Origin of the sequence: Sediminibacillus dalangtanensis (genome assembly GCF_017792025.1) — a bacterium.
GTDB lineage: Bacteria > Bacillota > Bacilli > Bacillales > Amphibacillaceae > Sediminibacillus > Sediminibacillus dalangtanensis.
Genome location: NZ_CP046956.1, coordinates 251,779 through 272,013, shown reverse-complemented (window position 1 = coordinate 272,013; position 20,235 = coordinate 251,779). Strand labels below are relative to the sequence as shown.

The 20,235-nt window shown below is 45.5% G+C and carries 20 protein-coding genes; 9 read left to right on the top strand and 11 right to left on the bottom strand.

What is annotated here, in order from left to right; all coding sequences use genetic code 11:
- Positions 1-313 precede the first annotated feature (313 nt).
- The 3 genes from ERJ70_RS01465 to ERJ70_RS01455 are packed head-to-tail and all read left to right on the top strand — an operon-like array spanning position 314 to position 3,064.
- The gene (locus ERJ70_RS01465; protein WP_209366672.1) at positions 314-997 is read left to right on the top strand and encodes a hypothetical protein; all 684 of its coding nucleotides are present in this window, start codon (positions 314-316) and stop codon (positions 995-997) included.
- Between the two features lies 1 nt (position 998).
- Entirely contained in the window at positions 999-2,396 is a 1,398-nt protein-coding gene (locus ERJ70_RS01460; protein WP_209366670.1) for an efflux RND transporter periplasmic adaptor subunit, read from the top strand.
- 26 nt (positions 2,397-2,422) lie between these two features.
- Positions 2,423-3,064 carry a VOC family protein gene (locus tag ERJ70_RS01455; protein WP_209366668.1) on the top strand — a complete coding sequence of 214 codons (642 nt, stop codon included), beginning with the start codon at positions 2,423-2,425 and terminating at the stop codon, positions 3,062-3,064.
- A gap of 19 nt (positions 3,065-3,083) precedes the next feature.
- On the opposite strand, the gene ERJ70_RS01450 is transcribed toward ERJ70_RS01455, so the two are convergent.
- The 3 genes from ERJ70_RS01450 to ERJ70_RS01440 form a co-directional block, all read right to left on the bottom strand.
- Positions 3,084-3,578 carry a GNAT family N-acetyltransferase gene (locus ERJ70_RS01450; RefSeq protein ID WP_209366666.1) on the bottom strand — a complete coding sequence of 165 codons (495 nt, stop codon included), beginning with the start codon at positions 3,576-3,578 and terminating at the stop codon, positions 3,084-3,086.
- A 474-nt stretch (positions 3,579-4,052) separates the two neighbouring features.
- Positions 4,053-4,373, bottom strand: a complete 321-nt coding sequence (locus ERJ70_RS01445; protein WP_209366664.1) for a thioredoxin family protein — start codon at positions 4,371-4,373, stop codon at positions 4,053-4,055.
- 99 nt (positions 4,374-4,472) lie between these two features.
- A complete protein-coding gene (locus tag ERJ70_RS01440; protein WP_209366662.1) occupies positions 4,473-5,285 on the bottom strand; it encodes a DUF368 domain-containing protein in 813 nt (270 codons plus the stop codon).
- Positions 5,286-5,459: 174 nt separating this feature from the next.
- On the opposite strand from ERJ70_RS01440, the gene ERJ70_RS01435 reads away from it, so the two are divergent.
- The 3 genes from ERJ70_RS01435 to ERJ70_RS01425 all read left to right on the top strand — a co-directional run bounded on the left by ERJ70_RS01435 (position 5,460) and on the right by ERJ70_RS01425 (position 8,009).
- The gene (locus tag ERJ70_RS01435) at positions 5,460-6,437 is read left to right on the top strand and encodes an AAA family ATPase (protein WP_209366660.1); all 978 of its coding nucleotides are present in this window, start codon (positions 5,460-5,462) and stop codon (positions 6,435-6,437) included.
- 153 nt (positions 6,438-6,590) lie between these two features.
- Positions 6,591-7,400, top strand: a complete 810-nt coding sequence (locus tag ERJ70_RS01430) for a DUF2935 domain-containing protein (protein ID WP_209366658.1) — start codon at positions 6,591-6,593, stop codon at positions 7,398-7,400.
- A gap of 102 nt (positions 7,401-7,502) precedes the next feature.
- A complete protein-coding gene (locus ERJ70_RS01425; RefSeq protein ID WP_209366656.1) occupies positions 7,503-8,009 on the top strand; it encodes a cupin domain-containing protein in 507 nt (168 codons plus the stop codon).
- 52 nt (positions 8,010-8,061) lie between these two features.
- On the opposite strand, the gene argS is transcribed toward ERJ70_RS01425, so the two are convergent.
- Positions 8,062-9,750 (bottom strand): arginine--tRNA ligase, encoded by a 1,689-nt coding sequence (argS, locus tag ERJ70_RS01420; RefSeq protein WP_209366654.1) that lies wholly within the window; start codon positions 9,748-9,750, stop codon positions 8,062-8,064.
- Positions 9,751-10,352: 602 nt separating this feature from the next.
- Between argS and ERJ70_RS01415 the strand changes: the two genes are divergently transcribed.
- Positions 10,353-10,520, top strand: coding sequence for a YfhE family protein (locus ERJ70_RS01415; protein WP_209366652.1), 168 nt, complete (start codon positions 10,353-10,355; stop codon positions 10,518-10,520).
- Positions 10,521-10,815: 295 nt separating this feature from the next.
- On the opposite strand, the gene ERJ70_RS01410 is transcribed toward ERJ70_RS01415, so the two are convergent.
- Positions 10,816-10,911 carry a putative holin-like toxin gene (locus tag ERJ70_RS01410; protein ID WP_110943307.1) on the bottom strand — a complete coding sequence of 32 codons (96 nt, stop codon included), beginning with the start codon at positions 10,909-10,911 and terminating at the stop codon, positions 10,816-10,818.
- Between the two features lie 199 nt (positions 10,912-11,110).
- Here ERJ70_RS01410 and ERJ70_RS01405 point away from each other — a divergent pair, with 199 nt between their 5' ends.
- Together ERJ70_RS01405 and ERJ70_RS01400 are read left to right on the top strand one after the other, a co-directional pair.
- Entirely contained in the window at positions 11,111-11,809 is a 699-nt protein-coding gene (locus ERJ70_RS01405; protein ID WP_209366650.1) for an ABC transporter ATP-binding protein, read from the top strand.
- A complete protein-coding gene (locus ERJ70_RS01400; protein ID WP_209366648.1) occupies positions 11,799-13,145 on the top strand; it encodes an ABC transporter permease in 1,347 nt (448 codons plus the stop codon). The genes ERJ70_RS01405 and ERJ70_RS01400 overlap by 11 nt, the downstream gene beginning before the upstream one ends.
- A gap of 286 nt (positions 13,146-13,431) precedes the next feature.
- Here ERJ70_RS01400 and ERJ70_RS01395 read toward each other — a convergent pair whose 3' ends face one another.
- From ERJ70_RS01395 to ERJ70_RS01370, 6 genes are all read right to left on the bottom strand, one after another.
- Positions 13,432-14,241, bottom strand: coding sequence for a ZIP family metal transporter (locus ERJ70_RS01395; RefSeq protein WP_209366646.1), 810 nt, complete (start codon positions 14,239-14,241; stop codon positions 13,432-13,434).
- 242 nt (positions 14,242-14,483) lie between these two features.
- Positions 14,484-14,765: a YkvA family protein gene (locus ERJ70_RS01390; RefSeq protein WP_209366644.1), complete on the bottom strand. Its 282-nt coding sequence runs from the start codon at positions 14,763-14,765 to the stop codon at positions 14,484-14,486.
- Between the two features lie 37 nt (positions 14,766-14,802).
- Positions 14,803-15,897 (bottom strand): PQQ-dependent sugar dehydrogenase, encoded by a 1,095-nt coding sequence (locus ERJ70_RS01385; protein WP_209366642.1) that lies wholly within the window; start codon positions 15,895-15,897, stop codon positions 14,803-14,805.
- 205 nt (positions 15,898-16,102) lie between these two features.
- Entirely contained in the window at positions 16,103-17,932 is a 1,830-nt protein-coding gene (typA, locus tag ERJ70_RS01380; RefSeq protein ID WP_209366640.1) for a translational GTPase TypA, read from the bottom strand.
- A gap of 133 nt (positions 17,933-18,065) precedes the next feature.
- On the bottom strand, positions 18,066-19,388 hold the full coding sequence (locus ERJ70_RS01375) for a sensor histidine kinase (protein ID WP_209366638.1): 1,323 nt from the start codon (positions 19,386-19,388) through the stop codon (positions 18,066-18,068).
- Entirely contained in the window at positions 19,385-20,080 is a 696-nt protein-coding gene (locus ERJ70_RS01370; protein WP_209366637.1) for a response regulator transcription factor, read from the bottom strand. Before ERJ70_RS01370 ends, ERJ70_RS01375 begins: the two co-directional genes overlap by 4 nt.
- Positions 20,081-20,235 lie beyond the last annotated feature (155 nt).

Here is a 20,235-nt window from a genome sequence, read left to right as displayed (position 1 = left end):
CTTTCCTTTGCTCTAACCACGAGCAGTTCATTGTTATCGACTAGATAAACCCTTAAAAACACATTTTCAGATTGATTGTTGCTTTTTAAACCATACAGTTGATGTAAAACGTCATATTAGCGGAGTTCTTCAACAACCGCCCTTTTTATAGTAATAGATTCCTTATTATGCATGATTCAAAACAACTATATGCGACCAACGACTGTTTATCAGGACTTTCGACGTATTTTATGATTCTGTTAGAATTTTTTGGAAAGGTAAGATAAAATAAAAGAATAATAGTCGAAACAATAGAGAAATAGGGGATGACTTCATGATTTATCGTAGCAATTTGATCAGGCTGCTTTTCCATACCGAGGACCATCTCTTTCGCATAAGAGAGGCAGAAAAAATAACCAACGTGATAAAATTGATTTTCCTGTTGACCGGTTTGTCTATCGTCATTTTCGGATGGAGCGCATGGCTGGGAATCGGATCTGAACCATTGTCTTCCCAGGCACTGACCAGTCCGCCAACAGAATACGAACTGGAAAAAGTTTGGTTCTTCGCTGGTCGTCTGCTGTACGGGTTGTTGTTCGCTCTCTTTATTTTGTTCATCCCATCGCTGATTTTTCATGCAGCATATCAAATCAGTTACAGCAAACTGCTGATTGTCCAACTGGTCGTTTTGCTTGCTATGCTTTTCGAAAGAGTGATTTGGATTCCATTATTTGTTTACACTGGATTAGAATGGCAGGTATCACCGCTTTCGTTCGGAATTCTCGCTTCTTACATAACCGATGCTCCATTTTTCATCTATTTTTTCGGTGCTGCGTCCCTTTTCCAGCTATGGATTATCTTTTTTCAAGTCCGATGCATAGCCAGTCTTGGTTCTGTCCGACTACGCTGGGTGTGGACAGGTGTACTGCTGCTTCATTTGGCATATTGGATTTGTACGGCGATATTCTCCATGGATGGGATGTACTTGGTCGATTTGATTACGGAAAGGGGGAACTAGCATGCTAAGGAAAAAAGCCAAAAAAAGAATCGTGGTTCCTGCAATCCTCTTGTTTATCGGCATCAATATCTTACTAGTCATTTTCGACGCCGATCAGACAGTTGACAAAAAATCCTATGTGAAACAGTGGACGCAGGTTTTCACGCATGATTTGTATCATACTTCCTCTACAGAAGGGATTCTGACACCTGCAGAAGATACCCCGGTTTACTTCGATGATGACCAAGGACGATTCCTCCAATTTCTCGTCGAAAAAGGGGAACATGTACAAACGGGAGACGGATTATTCGAGTATCAGGTAAGCGACTACCAAGAAACAGAAGCACAATTACAGCAGCAAACGGAACAACTTGAAGAGGAAATCGCTGCAATCGAAAATGCGATTGCACAAATCAATGCCTATCAATTTTCTGAATCAGAAACCATGCCGTCCTCTTTACCGAGTTCGCTTGCACCGTTTGGACCGGACACCACCAGCAATACGGATTCAGCAGCAGAAACGGAGACAGACATAGAATCTGACTCCTCTTCTGCAGAGGAAGCCAAGTATCTAAAAGAACAATACATAGCAGAAAAGCAAATCGAGCTGGCAGAAAAACAAGCGGCGTTGAACAACGCTCAATCACAGCTAGCAGAACTGGCCGCCGGAGGGGACACGGTAACGATCGAGAGTCCTGTGGCCGGAATTGTGACGGAATTAAATCAGTCCTTGGCAAATCCACTGACTGTCGTTTCGAGTGAAGAGTTGATAATTGAGGGGACACTGCCGGAAGGGAAGCGAAAAATGATCGAACAAGGAATGGAAGTAAGGATTTCGATTCCGGATGCCGCTATCCAGTTAAATGGAACCATCCAGTCCTTGGCTGACGTTCCCGAGCAAGATAATGAAAAAAAGCAAAGCGACTACCATTTTGAAATAGAGTTTAACGAAGAACCCGACCAAAACAATGAGGGTGGCATAACAGAAGAGCTAACGGGTGAAACAAACGGACAAACAACTGAAGAAGAAGATACCGTTGCCGAACCGGAAGAAACCCTGTTAGCGGGCTACCATGCAGATTTGGAAATTATAACCGAACAAGAACTCGATTCGGCTGCTGTGTTCACCCGTCAGCTGGCAAAGGACAAGTTAATTCCTTCCCTTTGGGTGTTGAACGAGAACGGAAGATTGGAGTTGCGTCCGATTGAACTTGGTCTCAACATGGATGTTTACCAGGGCATAGCCTCTGGGGCTTCGACAGGAGAATGGATCGTGGATAGCGAAAAAGGATACCAACAGGCCGGAACACAATTTGTAACACCTATTAAAGAAAATCTCGTTCCTTGGCGGCAAATTTTCCATAGAAACGAAGGCACATTCAAGCCGGTATCTTTTTTGACAGGAATTGTTTCACGCTAAATGGAGAACAGGAGGTAATCGGAGATATGCTTGCATTAGACCATCTTATTGTTGGTTGCGCCAATGCAAAACAACAAAGCGGAGAATCTTCGCTGATCGCCGTGCAGGGAGGGACGCATGAGCAATGGGGAACCTATAACTATCTCGGCTACCTGAAAAATGCATGCTATGTCGAATGGCTTTCCCCCTACGATTACAACAAAGCCAGGGTTGCAGAAAATCCGTTGATTCATGATTTGCTTGACCATTTAACCGCCCCATCTGCAGGTAACGCAATGCAGTTTGCCTTGCGAACAGAAAACATGGATTCCTTTATCGAACATTTTCGTCGGCAATCCATCCCTTTCACAGGCCCGTATCCAGGCAGCAGAATCAGGAAGGACGGTACGAAATTGGAATGGCGGATGCTGTTTCCAGTAGGAGAAGCGGGGCTTAAGCTGCCATTTTTGATTGAATGGAGCGGCACAGGCAATACAGCTCCAGATGTGAATACCGTCAATCCTGTTTCCATCCACACGGTCCGACTGGGTGTCAAGGACGTGCAGCAGGCTCAGAAGAAGATGGAAGGGATTTATCATTTGGATGAAACGGATGTCGGCCCATGGGAACTGGCTAACGCCAGACTGGAATTGGCAACGGGAAATGGACTCTCCTTCTGGATCGGATGAGTTCCACTTCCCGCTTTTTTTACAGCATTTTATCATAATAACGTAGGGAATCGTTTTTTTCTTCTACATACTTCTCCTGTAGATAGTGATATCCATTTGCTTCGAACAGATGCCGGGCGGAAGCGTTTTTAGAAAACGTGTCGGTCTTTATGTAATTCAGGCCCCTTTTTGCCGCGACCTTCTCGGCATGCTGGTATAGGCTAGTGGCTATCCCCAAACCGCGACTCTTTGGATCGACTGCCACCCGTTTCACGGTGATCGCCTTTGCTGGGCTTCGCCAGTTGATGGTTGGGTACTCGTCATGTTCCTTTTCACTGAGGCAAGCCGTCCCGATAACTTGTCCATCCTGTTCGACCACATACAAATCGCCAGCCTCGATGTCACCCTGATAATGACTTGGTAAAGGGTAGGTGTGGTCCCATTGATAATTTCCCTGTCTATTCATCACCTCAACGGAAGCGTTGACGATTTCCATAATCCGGTTTAAATCCTTCATTTCCGCTTTTCTGATCATTCATTTCCCTCCTGGTGTCTGGGACAAAAGTGCGCCTGTTTAAAGGAGTACAGGCTAGAGCCGTCACGTCCTGTGGCAACGCCTGCATGACCCGCATCGTGTGGGCCTCCGACAAGCTAAGAAAGCCTCGGCGTGGCGCTTTTTGCCACACAGAGGGCGGGCTTAAGACCACGAGGCGGTAGGCGCTGGAGCTGGACGTGGCTGTTTCAGCCAATAATGATCCACAGACGGTTAAATTTATCATTTCCTATAAAGGAACAAAAGCGCAAGCGCCTTGCTCACCCCCGACAAGCTTAAGAACAGCCTCGGTGTGGCGCTTTTTGCCACACAGAGGGTGGGCTTAAGACCTCGAGGGGGTAGGCGCTGGAGCTGGACGTGGCTATTGCAGCCAATAATTATCCACAGTCAGTTAAATTTATAATTTCCTATACTTAAAAAAAACCCTACCGTTTGACGGTAAGGTTTCTGCCTGGATTAACCCAGTTGCTGACCGAGAAACTCCTGTACTTCTTCAGGTGTTTTCGTATAAGCGCTGTGTTGATGGGCAAGCTTTTCCCCATTCTGAAAGATCAACAGGCTTGGTATTCCCATTACCTCATGCTCTTCCGCCAATCCCTTCACTTCATCACTATTGACTTGATACCATTTATATTGATTATACTCATCAAGAATATCGCCAATAAACATATCCATCCGTTTGCAGTCCGGGCACCAATCTGCATAAAATTTAATGATGACAGGATCCGCAGAATTGATTACTTCCTGGAACTGCTCGTGCGTTTTGATTTCTTCCATTGTTCTACACCCCTTTCTTTGCAATAAAACTACCACCGGTACCGCTGATATTCAAGTTTTACGCTTGATAGAAATCATTCATCGAGTGAAAATGCCCGCCTACTCGTATTCAACCCTGCCAAGCAATACCGCTGCAGCCAGACCGGCCGCAAAAGTGACGATACTGACGATCACCATGGGCATCTCCTGCGGCCATCCGGGAAAAACCACCGCCACAGAACCGATGACAAGCCCGATCACCAGTGCATAGGTAGCTGATGGATACCTCGCCATAAAGTAATGAATGATTTTACTCATTACGACGATTCCGATAAGGATTCCGGCACCTACCACAAAAATAATGTCCAGCTTAAAATTGGAAATAGCAGAGGTGATGGTCGTATAGGCTCCGATTATCAGCAAAATCAAAGACCCGCTGATACCAGGCAGGATCATTGCACTGCTTGCAATAAAACCGGCAAAAAACAAGTACACGTATGTACCGAAGTCAAGATTGGCTATTTGATCCGGTTCTTCGGCCGGGAAAAAGGCAATTGACGCTACCAGAATGGCACCCAGCAACAACAGGATGACATGCTTCACCTTAAAAGTTTTCTTCGCTTCCGCTTTATGAAACAGGAAAGGCAGGACACCGATAATTAGCCCGAGAAAGAAAAACTGTGTCGGGCCCGGATAATGCTCGAACAGCCATTCAATCAGGTTAGCCAGAGCAAAGACTGCTCCGACGATCCCAATTCCCAGAGGGACCAGGAAGCCGAGATGCCGTTTCCATTCCTTGCTGAAGAAACCGTTCACCGAAGCGATCAGCCGATCATATATTCCCAGTATTACTGCTATCGTTCCGCCGCTTACGCCCGGAACCACATCACTGGCCCCCATCAGCAAACCTCGATAAATATTTTTCCATTCCATACGTTTATGGTCTCCTTTAATTAACGACTTGTTACAGAAAATATCATACCAAAAATGTGTCCACATTTATATGGTTTTCTCCCCCTGCCCACCGGGTAATACTTATCATTCAGGCCACGGGAATAGAAAGATTCATTCGCGGGAAACAGAAAAAAGATGGGAGGTGGATTTGCAATGCCGACCGTTCATTTGATGGCAGGCATTCCCGGCAGCGGCAAAAGTTTTTTTGCAAAAAAACTGGCCGTATCAAATCAAGCGGTTTACATATCGAGTGATGATATACGAAAACAGTGGTACGGAAATGCCGGTATCCAGGGAGACAACAGCAGGATTTTTGATGCCATTCGAAGGATGATCCGCAACCATCTGGCAGATGGCAGCGATGTCGTTTTCGATGCCACCAATCTATCCAGAAGGAAACGGATCCATTTCACCCGTAACGACGTGCGCGGCTTCCCGGTGGTCGCCCATGTCCTTTGCACTCCTTATCATACTTGTCTGCTTAGAAACCAGCAGCGGGGACGCAAGGTGGATGAACAGGTATTGAACCGGATGTATAAACAATTCGAGTTGCCTTTTTCCGAAGAAGGATTCTACCGGGTGGCGTACTATACTCCCGATTTATCGCTTGATTGTGTCCATAAACAAGACGTCAAGCGTATCATGGGTGAAGCTGTTTCCTATCAGGATTTTTTCCGGGTGCTAAATCACTTTCCCGGATTTCCGGAAATTTACGAGCTCCCTCACGATTCCAGACTGCATCATTTATCGGTAAGCAGGCATAGTTACTACCTCCATCAAGAAGTGTTACATCATTATCACAGCCCGGCCAAGGAAAAATTGCTCTGGCTTAGTATGTTGCATGACCTTGGTAAAGGGATCTGCAAATCGTTCCTCCATTTCAAGGGAGTGAAACGGAAATACGCCCACTTTGACGGGCACGAAAACGTCAGCGCCTATCTGGCCATTCAACTATTGAAAAGCCTGGATTATTCTCATGATTTTGTTCACTCCACAGCTAAGCTTATCAGCCTGCACATGCTGGAATCCGAGACATCGAAAAAAAGACGTAAAAACGCCAATAAACTTTTGCATCCAGAAGAAAAACAAATCCTGGACCATTTCACCATCCTGAACCATCAATTGCGATAGTATATCGAGGGACAGTCCCCCACCGATTTAGCGCGACGCAGTGTTACTTCGATGGGGGACTGTCCCTCGATTTCCTTGCTTGGAAAAACAGTGATAATCCTCCTGTCGTGTAAATAAACTTAATTGATACTTCTTTATAGGGGGATGAGTGTTATGGGCGATTTTATTGAAAGTGCCATGTTTGAACATCGGTTCTGGCTACAGGTTTTGGGAGATCACGCACGCTTTATCCGTGATTCCCTGTACCCATCGGAGAGAAAGGATGTCGAGTTGGCCAAACGTTTCGTCAACCGATTTGACACGCTGCTAGAAGAAACGGAAACGATTACTCATTCAAATGTGATTGCCTTTACCAAACAGGCAGAGTCCGCCGTGGATGAGATGAAGGGTTTCAAGCTGTCAATCATTGAACGTCATTTAACCGGAAAAATCGGTATCCATTTGACTCCTACGTTTATCAATCATATGGTCAACGAGTTGGAAGAATACCAGCTCGTCATCCGTTATTTAAAACAAGGGGAATCACCACCGATCTTCCATGAATTGCATCATCATTTAATCTGGCTTCTGGATGCATCCGGCCATGCCGGCGCCATTAACGACGAGCTTGATGGAGTAGAAAAGCGGCTCAAGAAAAAAAGCAAAGACTTCAGCAAGCATTTCGACCAGTTCTATATAAAAGCCGTCGAGCTTACTGGCTATCTCCGGACTAACCTGGAGTCATTCCCTGCCTTAAATCGATTTAACAGCGACGTACAAATCGAGATCAACCTGTTCAAGACGTTTTTGCATGAACTGGAAGAAATGGAGTTATCGGAAACGGTGCTCGGCACATTCTCCGGTTTAATGGCCGATCATATGTACCGGGAAGAATGCTACTACTTGATGAAACTGGCAGAATCCACCCAGTCGGCCCCTCCCGACTGTGATCCGACCTCGCCGAGACTAAAAGATCCCCATTGATCATGAAATTACCGTTGTGAACCCTCTTTCTCCTGCAAACAGTCTTCCAACTGGTTTGGCTTTACACCGATAGTGGAACAAGTTTGCTGAAGGAGTGATACGATGACTAGAGATAGGATTTCCACTTTTTTGTTTTCGGATGACGGAAAGATCCCGAACAACTCCACCCTTCCGTTAGTGGTGTATCCGGAAGTGTTATTGGACCGGGTAGTCGATTGTGAAATGATCTTTAACGGGAACAATTGGCTTAACAGCTGGACTGGCGGAGTGTTCGATTACCATCACTTCCACAGCAATACCCACGAAGTACTCGGCATTATCAGCGGCAAGGCGCTGATTGCGTTTGGCGGTGAACAGGGGAGGGAAATCCCTGTTGCAGCCGGCGATGTAGTCGTGATCCCTGCAGGTGTCGGCCACAAAAAAGTCGAAGCAAGTTCCGATTTCAGTGTGGTAGGCGCATACCCTGATGGGGCTACGCATGATTTACTGACCGGCAAACCAGAGGAAAGGGAGCAAGCACTCGAAAATATCGCAGAAGTTCCTGTCCCGGACCTGGATCCAGTGTTTGCAGAAGACGGGCCGCTGTTGGCATTATGGACAAAAGGTTAACAGAGAAACAGCAATGGCTGTCCGTCATTCAACAGGACAGCCATTCCTCTGCCTACATTTCTTCGGGGGCGTGGATACCGAGCAAACGCAAGCCTTCTTTTAAGACAACGGACACCGCAAAAGTAAGCGCTAAACGTTGCCCTTTCCATTTCCCTTCCTCCAGGATCCGCGTACCAGCGTAATATTTGTTGAAAGCCTGGGCAAGGTCGACGACGTATTTTGCTATTTCGGATGAATCATCCAGTTCTGCCGCCCGGTGGATCACCGTCGGAAAAGCGTCCAATCGTTTCACGACTGGCCATGCTTCCTGGTCACACCCGATCAGCTCTTCCGCAGCCGGTTGATACCCTCCTTTACGCAATAGAGAGCAAGCTCTCGCAAATGTGTACTGTACATAAGGGCCTGTTTCTCCTTCCACTCGAAGCATATCCTCCAAAGAGAAGTCGATGTCATTATGACGGTGGTTCTTTAGATCATGAAAAATAACCGCTCCGACTCCGACAGTCTCAGCAACCGATTGCTTATCAGCAAGCCCGGGGTTTTTTTCCTCTATATTGGTTTTTGCCAACTCAATCGCTTCCTGTAAGATATCTTCTAAAAGGACAACTTTCCCTTTTCGTGTCGACATCTTTTTCCCTTCTTTCAGGATCATTCCAAAAGAAACATGCCGGATATCCTCCCACCAGGAATAATCCATTTTACGCAAAACAGCTTTGAGTTGCTGAAAATGTAAATTTTGCTCGTTGCCGACCACATAGATAGACTTGGCAAATTGATAGGTTTCCTTGCGATAAACGGCAGCTGCCAAATCCCTTGTGGCATAAAGCGTTGCTCCATCAGACTTTTTAATGAGGCATGGAGGCAGGTTGTCTTCACTTAAATCCACCACCATCGCTCCTTCTGATTCGGTCAGCAGCTCCTTCTCTGTCAATATATCGACAATACGCTGCATTTTGTCATTGAAAAAGGCTTCCCCGTTGGTCGAGTCAAACGAAACACCGAGCAGCTTATAAATTTCATCAAATTCCTGCAAGGATGCTGCACGGAACCATTTCCATAACGCTAACGCATCCGCATCCCCTTCTTCCAGTTGTTTAAACCAAAAGCGCCCCTCTTCCTCTAGTTCAGGAGAATGTTCTACTTCTTCATGAAAACGGATATAAAGGGCTAGCAGCTCTTTTATCGTGTTTTGCTTCACCTTTTCTTCACTGCCCCATTTTTTGTAGGCAGCAATCAATTTGCCAAACTGTGTTCCCCAATCCCCCAGATGATTGATTCGCACTGTCTTGTACCCGCATTTTTCCGCTATCAGGGCCAACGAATGGCCGATGACAGTAGAGCGCAGATGACCAAGGGAAAATGGTTTGGCGATATTGGGTGACGACATATCAATGGCAACAACCTCTCCCAGACCACCCTGGCTGTTTCCATAGTTTTGCTTCTCTTGGATGATCTTTTTCAAAATGTCATTGGCTGTCTGTTGCTTATTAAGAAATACATTCAAATAGGCCCCTACAGCTTCTACTCTTTCATAGTCGTTGTTTTCTAACTCATTTGCTGCTTTTTGGGCAATCAATGCCGGATTTCTGTGCATCTTTCCAGCCAGTGTATAACAAGGGAACGCCAAATCACCATGCTCTGGTTGTTTCGGTACTTCAATCAGATGAAAGATGCTGTTCCGGTCAAGGTATTCCCCGAATTGTTTTTCCAAATCCCCAGCAAATTGTTCCTTTATCTTCATTTGTTTACTCCTTTCCTAAATACACTCTCCGCTAGGACAAAAGGCAAGCGCCTGTTTAAAGGAGCACAGGTAAAGCCGCCACGTCCTGTGACAACGCCTGCATGACCCACATCATTTGAGCCTCCGACAAGCTTAAGCAAAGCCTCGAAGTGGTGGCCTTTTGCCACACAGAGGATTTGCTTAAGACCTCGAGGGGGTAGGCGCTGGACATCTCTGAAATTTATACTTTCTTATCCTAAAATTAAAAACTCCCGTCTCCTGTAAAAAAGAGACGAGAGTCTGTTCCCGCGGTGCCACCCTAATTGTTCAAATTGAACCTGCTTTGATGAGATATCGGTCACTAACCGGCGGTCCCTACTGTCCGTTCAAAACCGCTGTCCAGAAAGTCCGGTTCCCCGCTTTTTCCGCCATTGGGCTTCCACCATCCCCAATTCGCTAAGGCTTTCAAAGGAGTACTCTCTTCCTGATCGACAATCTAAATGTTATCTCCATTATAGAGAAACGATCAAATTATGCAAGTTTTTTTCTTTTAGGTTTTACCTCCCAAGCATCCAGGGTACAGGTATACGGAAATCCCAAATCCAATGAAAGGATGAAACAAAATGGCGAAAAAAACGCAGTATCAGCCTATTAAAGGAGAAGGGGTACAGTTGTCGGATGCACAGGAAGTGCGATATGCAAAAGAATTCAAGCAGGCTGACATAGCCGGTGGCTATCGACGGGAAAGAGTAAAAGAAGCAAAAAGTGAAAATCCTGACTTGTTGAAATAATCCATTCGTTTTGTATAGGGGCTGTCCCGAAAGTCGCATGTGGCATTCTTGGACAGCCCTTTTTGTGCATTAAACCACTGGATTTCCGGAAGAGTGTAAACATCGCCACGAAAAATGGGAAATGTTTTTGACCATTTTTCTTGTTTTTTTTATCAAAAGGAAAACAAAATGTGGTATCATAATAAGAGATAACATGCATGAAATTGGCCGCAGCTGCAACTGCGGCCCTGGATAGCCGTTCCTTCAGGGGATCGGCCTGGCGAATAGACCTCTCCCTTTTTACCGGCAGGGAGGTCTATTTTTTATTGGTCAATTTAATCACCAATGTGAACAACGCAATGAGAAAAGTTCCAAACGAAAACATAACCATGAACACCTCAAACGTTTCCACTGGCATCACCCCCAATCTTCCCTGCTATGGGAGCTAGCCGACCCACCCTCCGAGAACAGCCTATCCTATCGCCTAGTATAACACAAAAACGAACATATGTTCCCTGGTAATAAAAAAACCCGACTTTTTTCTTAATTCTTTGTAGTCCTTTCTTTGTTCTAGCCGTCTACATAGTGAACAGAATTCAGGGGGGAAAAACGTGATAACCGTAAAAAACTTATATCATCACTTCGAACTTGGCAAAAAAGGGAATAAAACAACCCTTTCCGTATTACAGGATATTTCCTTTCAGGTAAAGGAAAAAGAAATCGTAGCCATCAAAGGAAGGAGCGGCTCTGGCAAGTCAACACTGCTTCATTTAATCAGCGGCTTCATCCGCCCCGTCCATGGAGAAATTTGGATTGACGGCACCAAAGTAACCAATTTGAATGAGACTGATTTTGCCGCTTTCCGTTTACAGCACGTTGGATTCATCTTCCAAAACTTTCAACTGATTCCGAGTATGACGGCTTATCAAAACGTAGAGCTACCGTTGATCCTGGGTGGCATGGCACTAGAAAACCGAAAAAAAATCGTCGAAGATACATTGCGCAAAGTAGGATTGGAAAACCACGGTGAACATTACCCCAGCGAACTATCCGGAGGACAGCAGCAGCGAGTGAGTATCGCCAGGGCACTTGTGTTGAATCCGCCGCTCATATTGGCCGATGAACCAACCGGAAGCCTCGACAGCGAAACAGAAGAGAATCTGTTGGAACTAATTCAACAGCTAAACGAAGAGATGGGCATCACCTTTCTGATTATCACCCATGATGAGCAAGTTGCCCGGATCGGTAATCGAACAATCGAAATTGCCGACGGGGCATTGGTGGAAGGAGGCGTTACCCATGAAATTTAAGGATCAGTTCCAATTTGTCAGACAAAATATGGGGAAAAACAAAGTCCGGGTATTCATGACAATGCTGGCCACGGCTATCGGATGTGCTTTTCTGATCGTGCTGGCCTCTGTGGGCTTCGGCCTTCATGATTCCTTGATACAAAATACTATGCAAGATCGAGCTGTGACAGAAATTCAGGTACACGGTAAGGAAGTTGATGGATCTTATCAATCGTTGACGGATGGGGATATTGATTATTTTGAATCGATCAGCGGTGTCAAGGCAGTAACAAGAAATAAAAGACTCCAACAGTCACCCGTTTTCTCGATTGATGACTATCAAATTCAGACGGAGGCAATGACAACCGACTTTCCATCTGAATTGGAGGCCGGCCTCGAATTGTCAGAAGGCAGGCTTCCTGAAAAAGACAACGAAATTGTTATCGGCTATGATTTCGTCTCCAATCTCAAGAAAAACACAGTAAGTGACGAAGAGCTTACTAATGAGCAAGGTGAGATCAAAGAAGAATACCAGTACGATGGGGACCTGATTGGTAAAGAAATCGAGATGAAAGTGATTCAAATTGAAGACAATGAGGAAAAATCCCATACGATTCCTTTAACGGTTACAGGGATTACCGAAGCCCCTACCAGAGAATGGTTTCAGGATCAGAGTGTATATATATCTGAATCGGTACTAAAAGAAGTAGAACAATTTACCGGGACGGATCGGGGAATGGTTACCACACCTGGTCAAGAAGATTTATCTACCGGTCAGCAACAAGAAGATTTCTATGATCAGGTGACCATTTATGCTGAAAATATGGAAGTGGTACAAGCCATTTCCGATGAATTGGAAAACAAGAACTATGCTTCCTATTCCGTGGTTAGCGAAATCGAGCAAATCAACATGATATTTACCATCATCAAAACAGGACTCATCATCGTCGGTACGATCGCTGTGTTGATTGCATCCATCGGCATCTACAACACGATGACCATGGCTGTAACCGAACGGGCACCCGACATCGGAATCATGAAAGCGATCGGGGCCAAACCGAAAACGATTAAACGGATATTTATATTGGAAAGCGGTATGATCGGATTGGCCGGAGCTATTATCGGTACAGCTGTCGCCTATATCGTTAGTATGGCTGTGAACTTTGCGCTTCCTTTGATTCTCGAAAGTATCTCCAAGGAGGAACTGCCACCCGAACTGCGCTTTTCCATGATTCCATGGTCGCTTGTCCTAATTGCTGCAAGCATCTGCTTGTTGGTCACGGTTTTATCCGGTTTACGTCCAGCAAAACGTGCAACCCAAATTGATGTATTAAAAGCAATGCGTCGCGAGGTATAAATAACTGCAAAATAGGAGTACATGCGAAAAAGGAGACGGACCTGTGTGGCCAGGTTCGTCTCCTTTTTTTCACATATCAGAAAATAGAAGTTCTTGTGGTGCTGTTGTCCAGCTACAGCGCCTACACCTCTAGGTCTTAAGCCCGTCCTCTTTGTGGCAAACAACGCCACTTCTAGCCTTAGCTTAAGCTTGTCGGAGGCCCACACGATGCCCACACGATGTGGATCATGCAGGGGTAGCCGCATTTAGCCTGTACTCCTTTAAACAGCCACTTCCGCTTTTCTAATTATCCTAGTGCTACGTCTAATATCATCATAACGGCAAAACCGACCATCAAACTCATCGTAGCCAGCTGGACATGCCCTTTTTCCTGTGATCCAGGTATGACCTCTTTTGCGACTACAAAGATCATCGCTCCAGCGGCAAAGCTTAACGCATAAGGCAAAAGCGGCTGAATAATCACGACAGCCAATGCGCCTACAACAGCCGCCATCGGTTCCACCATTCCGGAAAATTGTCCGTAGTAAAAACTTTTCCATTTCGACATCCCATCTCTTCGAAGCGGCAGGGAAACGGCCGTACCTTCCGGGATATTTTGAATTCCAATTCCTATCGCCAACGCAATCGCCCCCGATAAGGACGCGGTGGTGAATTCTGACGACAAGGCACCGAATGCCACCCCGATTGCCAAGCCTTCCGGGATATTGTGCAATGTAATGGAGAAGACCAGCATTGCGGTTCGCCGCTTTGCCTTTTTATCTTTAATATCCTTGAAATATAAACGTTCGTCGATAAGCGGCATCACGCGATCTACGAGCATCAGAAATAATCCGCCAAGTAAAAAACCGGTCACCGCCGGAATCACCGGGGGAAATCCCTGCTCTTCTGCCATTGAAATAGCCGGGGCCAACAGTGACCAAAAACTGGCTGCAATCATGACACCGCCCGCAAAAGCGAGCATACTGTCAAACAGCTTTTGATTCGCCTTCTTGGTAAAAAACACAAACGAAGCACCTAAAGCCGTACTGGCCCAGGTAAATATCGTAATGACTAATGCTTGTAACACTGGACTCAACTCAGAAAACCATTCCGCCACAGAGACATCTCCTTTTACACATCTATTCCAAACCAACATGCGTTTTTGACTTGCGCATTTTTGTTTACCTAAGGAAAAACTATCCCTTCATCAGTGTATGACTCTCTATCTAAAGTGTCAATCCATTTCGGTTTTTATTTTTCATCAACTATTAGACCTATCAACTAAGACTCTTAATCATAAATTTTATAATTTCCTATACAGCGAGAAAAAAATCCTGCCGGCAGGCAGGATTTTTTTCTTTATGCTTTGTAAAGGCCGTGTTTTTCTTTCAACGTTTCCGGGGCCATCTTTACCAGTTTCTGGAGAATAAAACCTGCAACCGCTACATCGTCGAATATCCCGAAAACAAGAAGAAAGTCGGGGATGATATCGAACGGAAACAAAATATAACCGATAATAAGCACAATCGATATTGCTTTGGTTGCCAAACTTACTTGTTTCGATAAGAAAAAATCCTTTAAAAAAGGCAATGACTTTCTAAAGTTAACCAGAAACTTCAACCTGCGTACAAACCTCAACATATATGCCTTCCCTTTCTTCTTTGTTAAGCTTTTTTGGTCAATCATCAGCCATAAACAGCAGCCGATCATCCTGCTTCACTGGCGTTCCACGTCCATCGGTATTATTGGTGATAAAGTACACACCATCGTTGGTTGCTAGTACGTCCCGGATGCGGCCATATCCTTCGACGACCACTTCCTGCCTGTTTGATTCCGGGTCAAACCTGCGAAGTGCCTCGCCCCGCAAACTGGCAAACAAAAAAACTCCATCTTTGTAATCCATTCCGGATGGAGCCCATGTTTTTTCCCCGGAGTGAACCAGCGGTCTTTCCATTTCCTGCTGTTTCCGGTCACCTTCTATTTGCGGCCATCCATAATTGTTGCCCGGTTTGATTAAATTAATTTCATCGTGGGCCTGGTCACCATGTTCCGTTGCATATAAATTACCCTGATCATCCCATGCCAAACCTTGAGGATTGCGGTGGCCCCAGCTATAGATGGGCGACTGTGGATCTGGGTTGTCTTTTGGAATGCTGCCATCCTGGTTAATCCGCAAAATGCTTCCCGATAAGCTGCCCAGGTCCTGAGCGGCACTTTGTTTCGTAGCATCCCCTATGGTCACATACAATTTATCATCAGGTCCAATTTCTATCCTTCCTCCGTGATGTACCTGTCCCCCGGGGATGTTATCGAGCAGGACCCCGGTTTCCTTCCACCTGTCCGCTTTTTCTTCCACTCTGGCTACCCGCTGGTAGACATTTTGACCTTTGGAATAAGAATAGTAAACGAACGCTTCCTTATCCTCTGAAAATGAATCCGGGAACGCGAATCCGAGCAATCCGGCTTCTGACACCTCTGCCAACGTTTCATCCAATTGGACCGGTTTTCTTGCTAAATCCCTATCATCTAAAGAAATTTTCACAATAGTACCCGTCCGCTCACTTATATAAAGGGTGTTTTCCCATCTTACTATTTCCCATGGCTCTTCCAGTTCGGAGGCGATTGTGTCGACCTCATGTTTACCGGATAACGGGCCTTCCGGTTGATTGTCATCCAATTGGTTACCTTCTGGCTTGGTGGAATCAGAACATCCTGAAGCAATTAGCAGGAATAATGTCCTGTCAAAGCCGTTTTCTTCATATTTTCCCTCCATTATTCCTTCATTACCTTCTGTTTCGACTATCCTTACCGATAACCCTTTCGTAAAAAAATAATGCAGCAACCAGCTTAAGCGCTGGGGCAAACCAAATGTGCGTGTCTTTGTCACAAGAGGGATTGGCTTAAAGTATGGGATGATGCACAATCTGGATTTTTTAATAAAAAAACAGCGGCCTCAGCCGCTGTTAATCGAATTTCAATTATACCGTTTTTTTCTTTTTAGCTGCTTTTTCCCGTTCATTTTTGTTGAGTATCTTTTTGCGAAGGCGGATGGACTCCGGTGTTACTTCACAATATTCATCATCGTCCAAATACTCGATTGCTTCCTCAAGGGTCAACGTCCGCGTTTTACGGATGGTTGCCGTTTGATCTTTCGTTGCAGAACGGACGTTAGTCAAATGTTTTTCTTTCGTTATATTAACTGTCAGGTCGTTGTCACGGTTGTGCTCCCCGACGATCATTCCTGCATATACATCTGTTCCTGGTTCGACGAAAATCGTACCGCGATCTTCCAGACCCATGATGCCATACGTGGAGGCTTTGCCATTTTCCAGCGCCACAAGAACGCCCTGGCGCCTTCCGCCTACTGGTCCTGGCAAGAGAGGTTCATAAGAATCGAACGTATGGTTAATGATTCCGTACCCTCTTGTTTGTGTCATAAACTCGGTTGCATAACCGATCAAACCGCGGGAAGGAACCTTAAATTCCATACGGACTTGTCCGTTTCCGTGATTGGCCATGTCAATCATTTCCCCTTTGCGGGAACCGAGCGATTCCATGACAGCGCCTTGGTGTTCTTCCGGCACGTCTACTTGAACACGCTCAACCGGTTCACACTGCACACCGTCAATTTCCCGGATGATGACCTGCGGTTTCGAAAGTTGTAGTTCATACCCTTCACGTCGCATGTTCTCAATAAGAATCGACAAGTGTAATTCACCGCGTCCTGATACAGTCCAGGCATCCGGCGATTCCGTTTGTTCTACACGCAAGCTGACGTCTGTTTCCAACTGGGTCAGTAAGCGTTCTTCAATTCTTCTGGACGTAATATACTTTCCTTCCTTGCCGGCAAAAGGACTGTTGTTAATCACAAATGTCATTTGCAAGGTTGGTTCGTCAATTCTCGGAATCGGCAAGGCTTCCTGCTGATCCTGCGGGCAGACCGTCTCGCCGACGTTGATGTCTTCCATTCCTGCCAAAGCAATGATGTCTCCCGCTCTCGCTTCTTCGATTTCAATCCGTTTCAGACCAATAAAACCGAACAGTTTGGACACGCGGAAAGACTTGACAGAACCGTCTTTTTTCATCAGTGCCACCTGCTGCCCAACCTTGATCGATCCACGGAAAATCCGGCCAACGCCGATTCTTCCTAAATAATCATTATAATCCAGCAAGGTAACCTGAAATTGCAATCCTTCATCCGAATTATCAATTGGCGCCGGAATATGATCCATAATGGTAGAGAAAACCGGTTCCATTGTTTCTTCCTGTTCTTCCGGTTCATTGCCGGAAGTACCATTCAGCGCAGAAGCATATACCACCGGGAACTCCAACTGGTCGTCATCGGCACCAAGTTCGATGAACAAATCAAGTACTTCATCGATGACTTCTGCCGGGCGGGCATTCGGCCGGTCGATTTTGTTTAGGACAACAACTGGAGTAAGTTTTTGCTCCAGCGCTTTTTTCAAGACAAAACGGGTTTGCGGCATACAGCCTTCGTAAGCATCGACCACAAGCAAAACACCGTCAACCATTTTCATGATCCGTTCTACTTCTCCGCCGAAGTCGGCGTGTCCTGGTGTGTCCAGAATATTAATACGAGTGTCTTTATAATTAATAGCCGTGTTTTTCGCTAAAATTGTTATTCCGCGTTCTTTTTCCAAATCGTTTGAATCCATCGCACGTTCATCGACCTGTTCATTCTCACGAAAGGTTCCAGAATACTTCAACAGCTGGTCCACTAACGTTGTTTTCCCATGGTCAACGTGGGCAATGATTGCAATATTGCGAAGATCTTCTCTTAATTGCATAATGAATATACTCTCCTCTTTTGTATCGAATTCTACATTCCGACTACAACCAATCTATTGTAACACAAATATAAAGAAGATGGTATACTATTCCCTTTCAGCGAAACATCTAAAAGTATTTTCACGTTCTTTCTTATAAATGGATGGAAAATAAGGCACCGCCGCTCTCAGAGCTGCCAACGGTTATCCGTCCGCCTGATCGTTCAATGATCGCCCGGGAAATCGCCAAGCCCAGACCTGTTTCGCCACCTTCCCCTTTGACAAATCGGTGGAAGAGATGTGGCATTAAGTCTGGCGGTACGCCTGCTCCATCATCCGCTACTCTGATGATCACACCATCGACTTTCTCGACGCTGACTGTTACCACAGAATTAGCGTGCCGGATGGCGTTGGCCACAATATTCATCATCGCCTGCAACAGCTTTTCTTTATCGGCTGTCAGGGTTGCATCATCGATACCTGATGTGTCCAGTTTTACGTTCCTTTCATTGGCTAGTGGCAGCGCCCTCTCCATCGTTAGTTTGATTAAATCAGCTGCTTTTATGTTTTCTTCCCGATAAATGTTTTCTTCACTATCCAGTTTTGCCAGTAAAATCATTTCGTTGATGATTTTTTTCAACCTGCCGATTTCAGCCACCATCACCTCGAATCCACGCTCGGATTCCTCTCTTTCAAATACCCCGTCTCTAATCCCCTCAGCATAACCCTGGATGGTCATCAACGGAGTCTTCAGTTCGTGGCTGGCATTTTGAAAAAATTGGCGTTGCGACTGAATATAACGTTCCAATTCCTGGGCCATTTCCATGACACTTTCTTCCACCTCTTTGATTTCGCCACTGGCATTTACCGATTGAATTTCGTTGAATTGCCGTTTTTCGATTTTTTTGACCTGTTCCTTCAATCTTGTCAATGGTGTCACCAAACGGTTGGTCATGTAATAACTCAATAATACTGCCACAAGAATTCCTACAACAAATACGATAAGCAAGATACCGATAAAGTTCCGCTGGACTGCCTGTAAATCATTGAGCGGCGTCACCAGAATCAATTCCCAGGCAGGAAAACGTGGCGAAAAACTCATTCTGGACACCACATAACGCTCATTCCCCGCTTTCCATAACGGCTGTTCGTTTTGCGATAAATCGTAGTTATTCACCCAATTTTCTGCAACATCACGGGGCAGGTTGGTAATAATCGTGTCTTCCGAGCCTCCGCTACGGTAATAAAAGATCCCCTGCAGCTTCAAATCCTCCAATAATCCAGATAACTGCTGCATATTGAGGCTGGGAGATTCATTGATCATACCAGTGATAATCCTGCCGTTTTTCTCCAGTTGGGTCTGTTCGTTGTGAATCAGCAAATTCAGAATCAAAGAATAAATGGTGAACGCGGCAACAGACATGATGACTACCAGTAAAGTGGTGAAGGCAATGTTAAGTTGGGATTGAAGCTTCATTTTGATTCCTCTTTTTCTATTTTCAGACGGTATCCATAGCCCCACACCGTCTCAACCGGAAGTCCGTCTATCTTTTTACGCAGCCGCTTGATCAAGTCATCAACGGCACGATCACTGCCGAAGTAATCTTCGCCCCATACCTTGGTAAGCAATTCTTCCCTTGAAAAGGCACGGTTTTGGTTGGTGATAAAAATGTTCAGAATCTCAAACTCTTTAGCGGTAATTTCCACTTCCTCCCCTTCCCACAAGACCAGCCTTTCATCTGGATAAAGTACGAGGCTGCCTGCTTGAAGCTTCTTCATATCATCCTTTTTTTCCGGACGGGTTCTGTCCACACGTTTAAATAACCGCTTGACCCGGGCCACCATCTCCCTTGGACTGAATGGCTTGGTTAAGTAGTCATCCCCGCCCAATTCCAACCCGAGGATTTTATCCAGTTCTTCATCCTTCGCCGAAATAATGATGATCGGGACTTCGCTCTCTTGCCGGATGGTTTTGCATAATTCATAGCCATCTATCCCCGGCAGCATAATATCGAGAATCCACATATCAGGCGGATCGTTTTTCCATATCGTCAACGCATCCTCTCCGCTTTCCACTACCGTAACCTGGTATCCATCTTTTTTAAGATAAGCCGAAACGATATTACGAATGTTCACGTCATCCTCCACTACAACAATGCTGTGTTTCATCCAAATGCCTCCCTACTCGTTATATTGTCGCATATATCCACCGATTATCGATTCCCTTTTAAGAATTCCACACTTTTTACACAATTTTACCAAAGGACTGCCGAACCCGCTGTTTACAATAAGAAATGTAGACGCGAGAGCAAACATATTTCCCT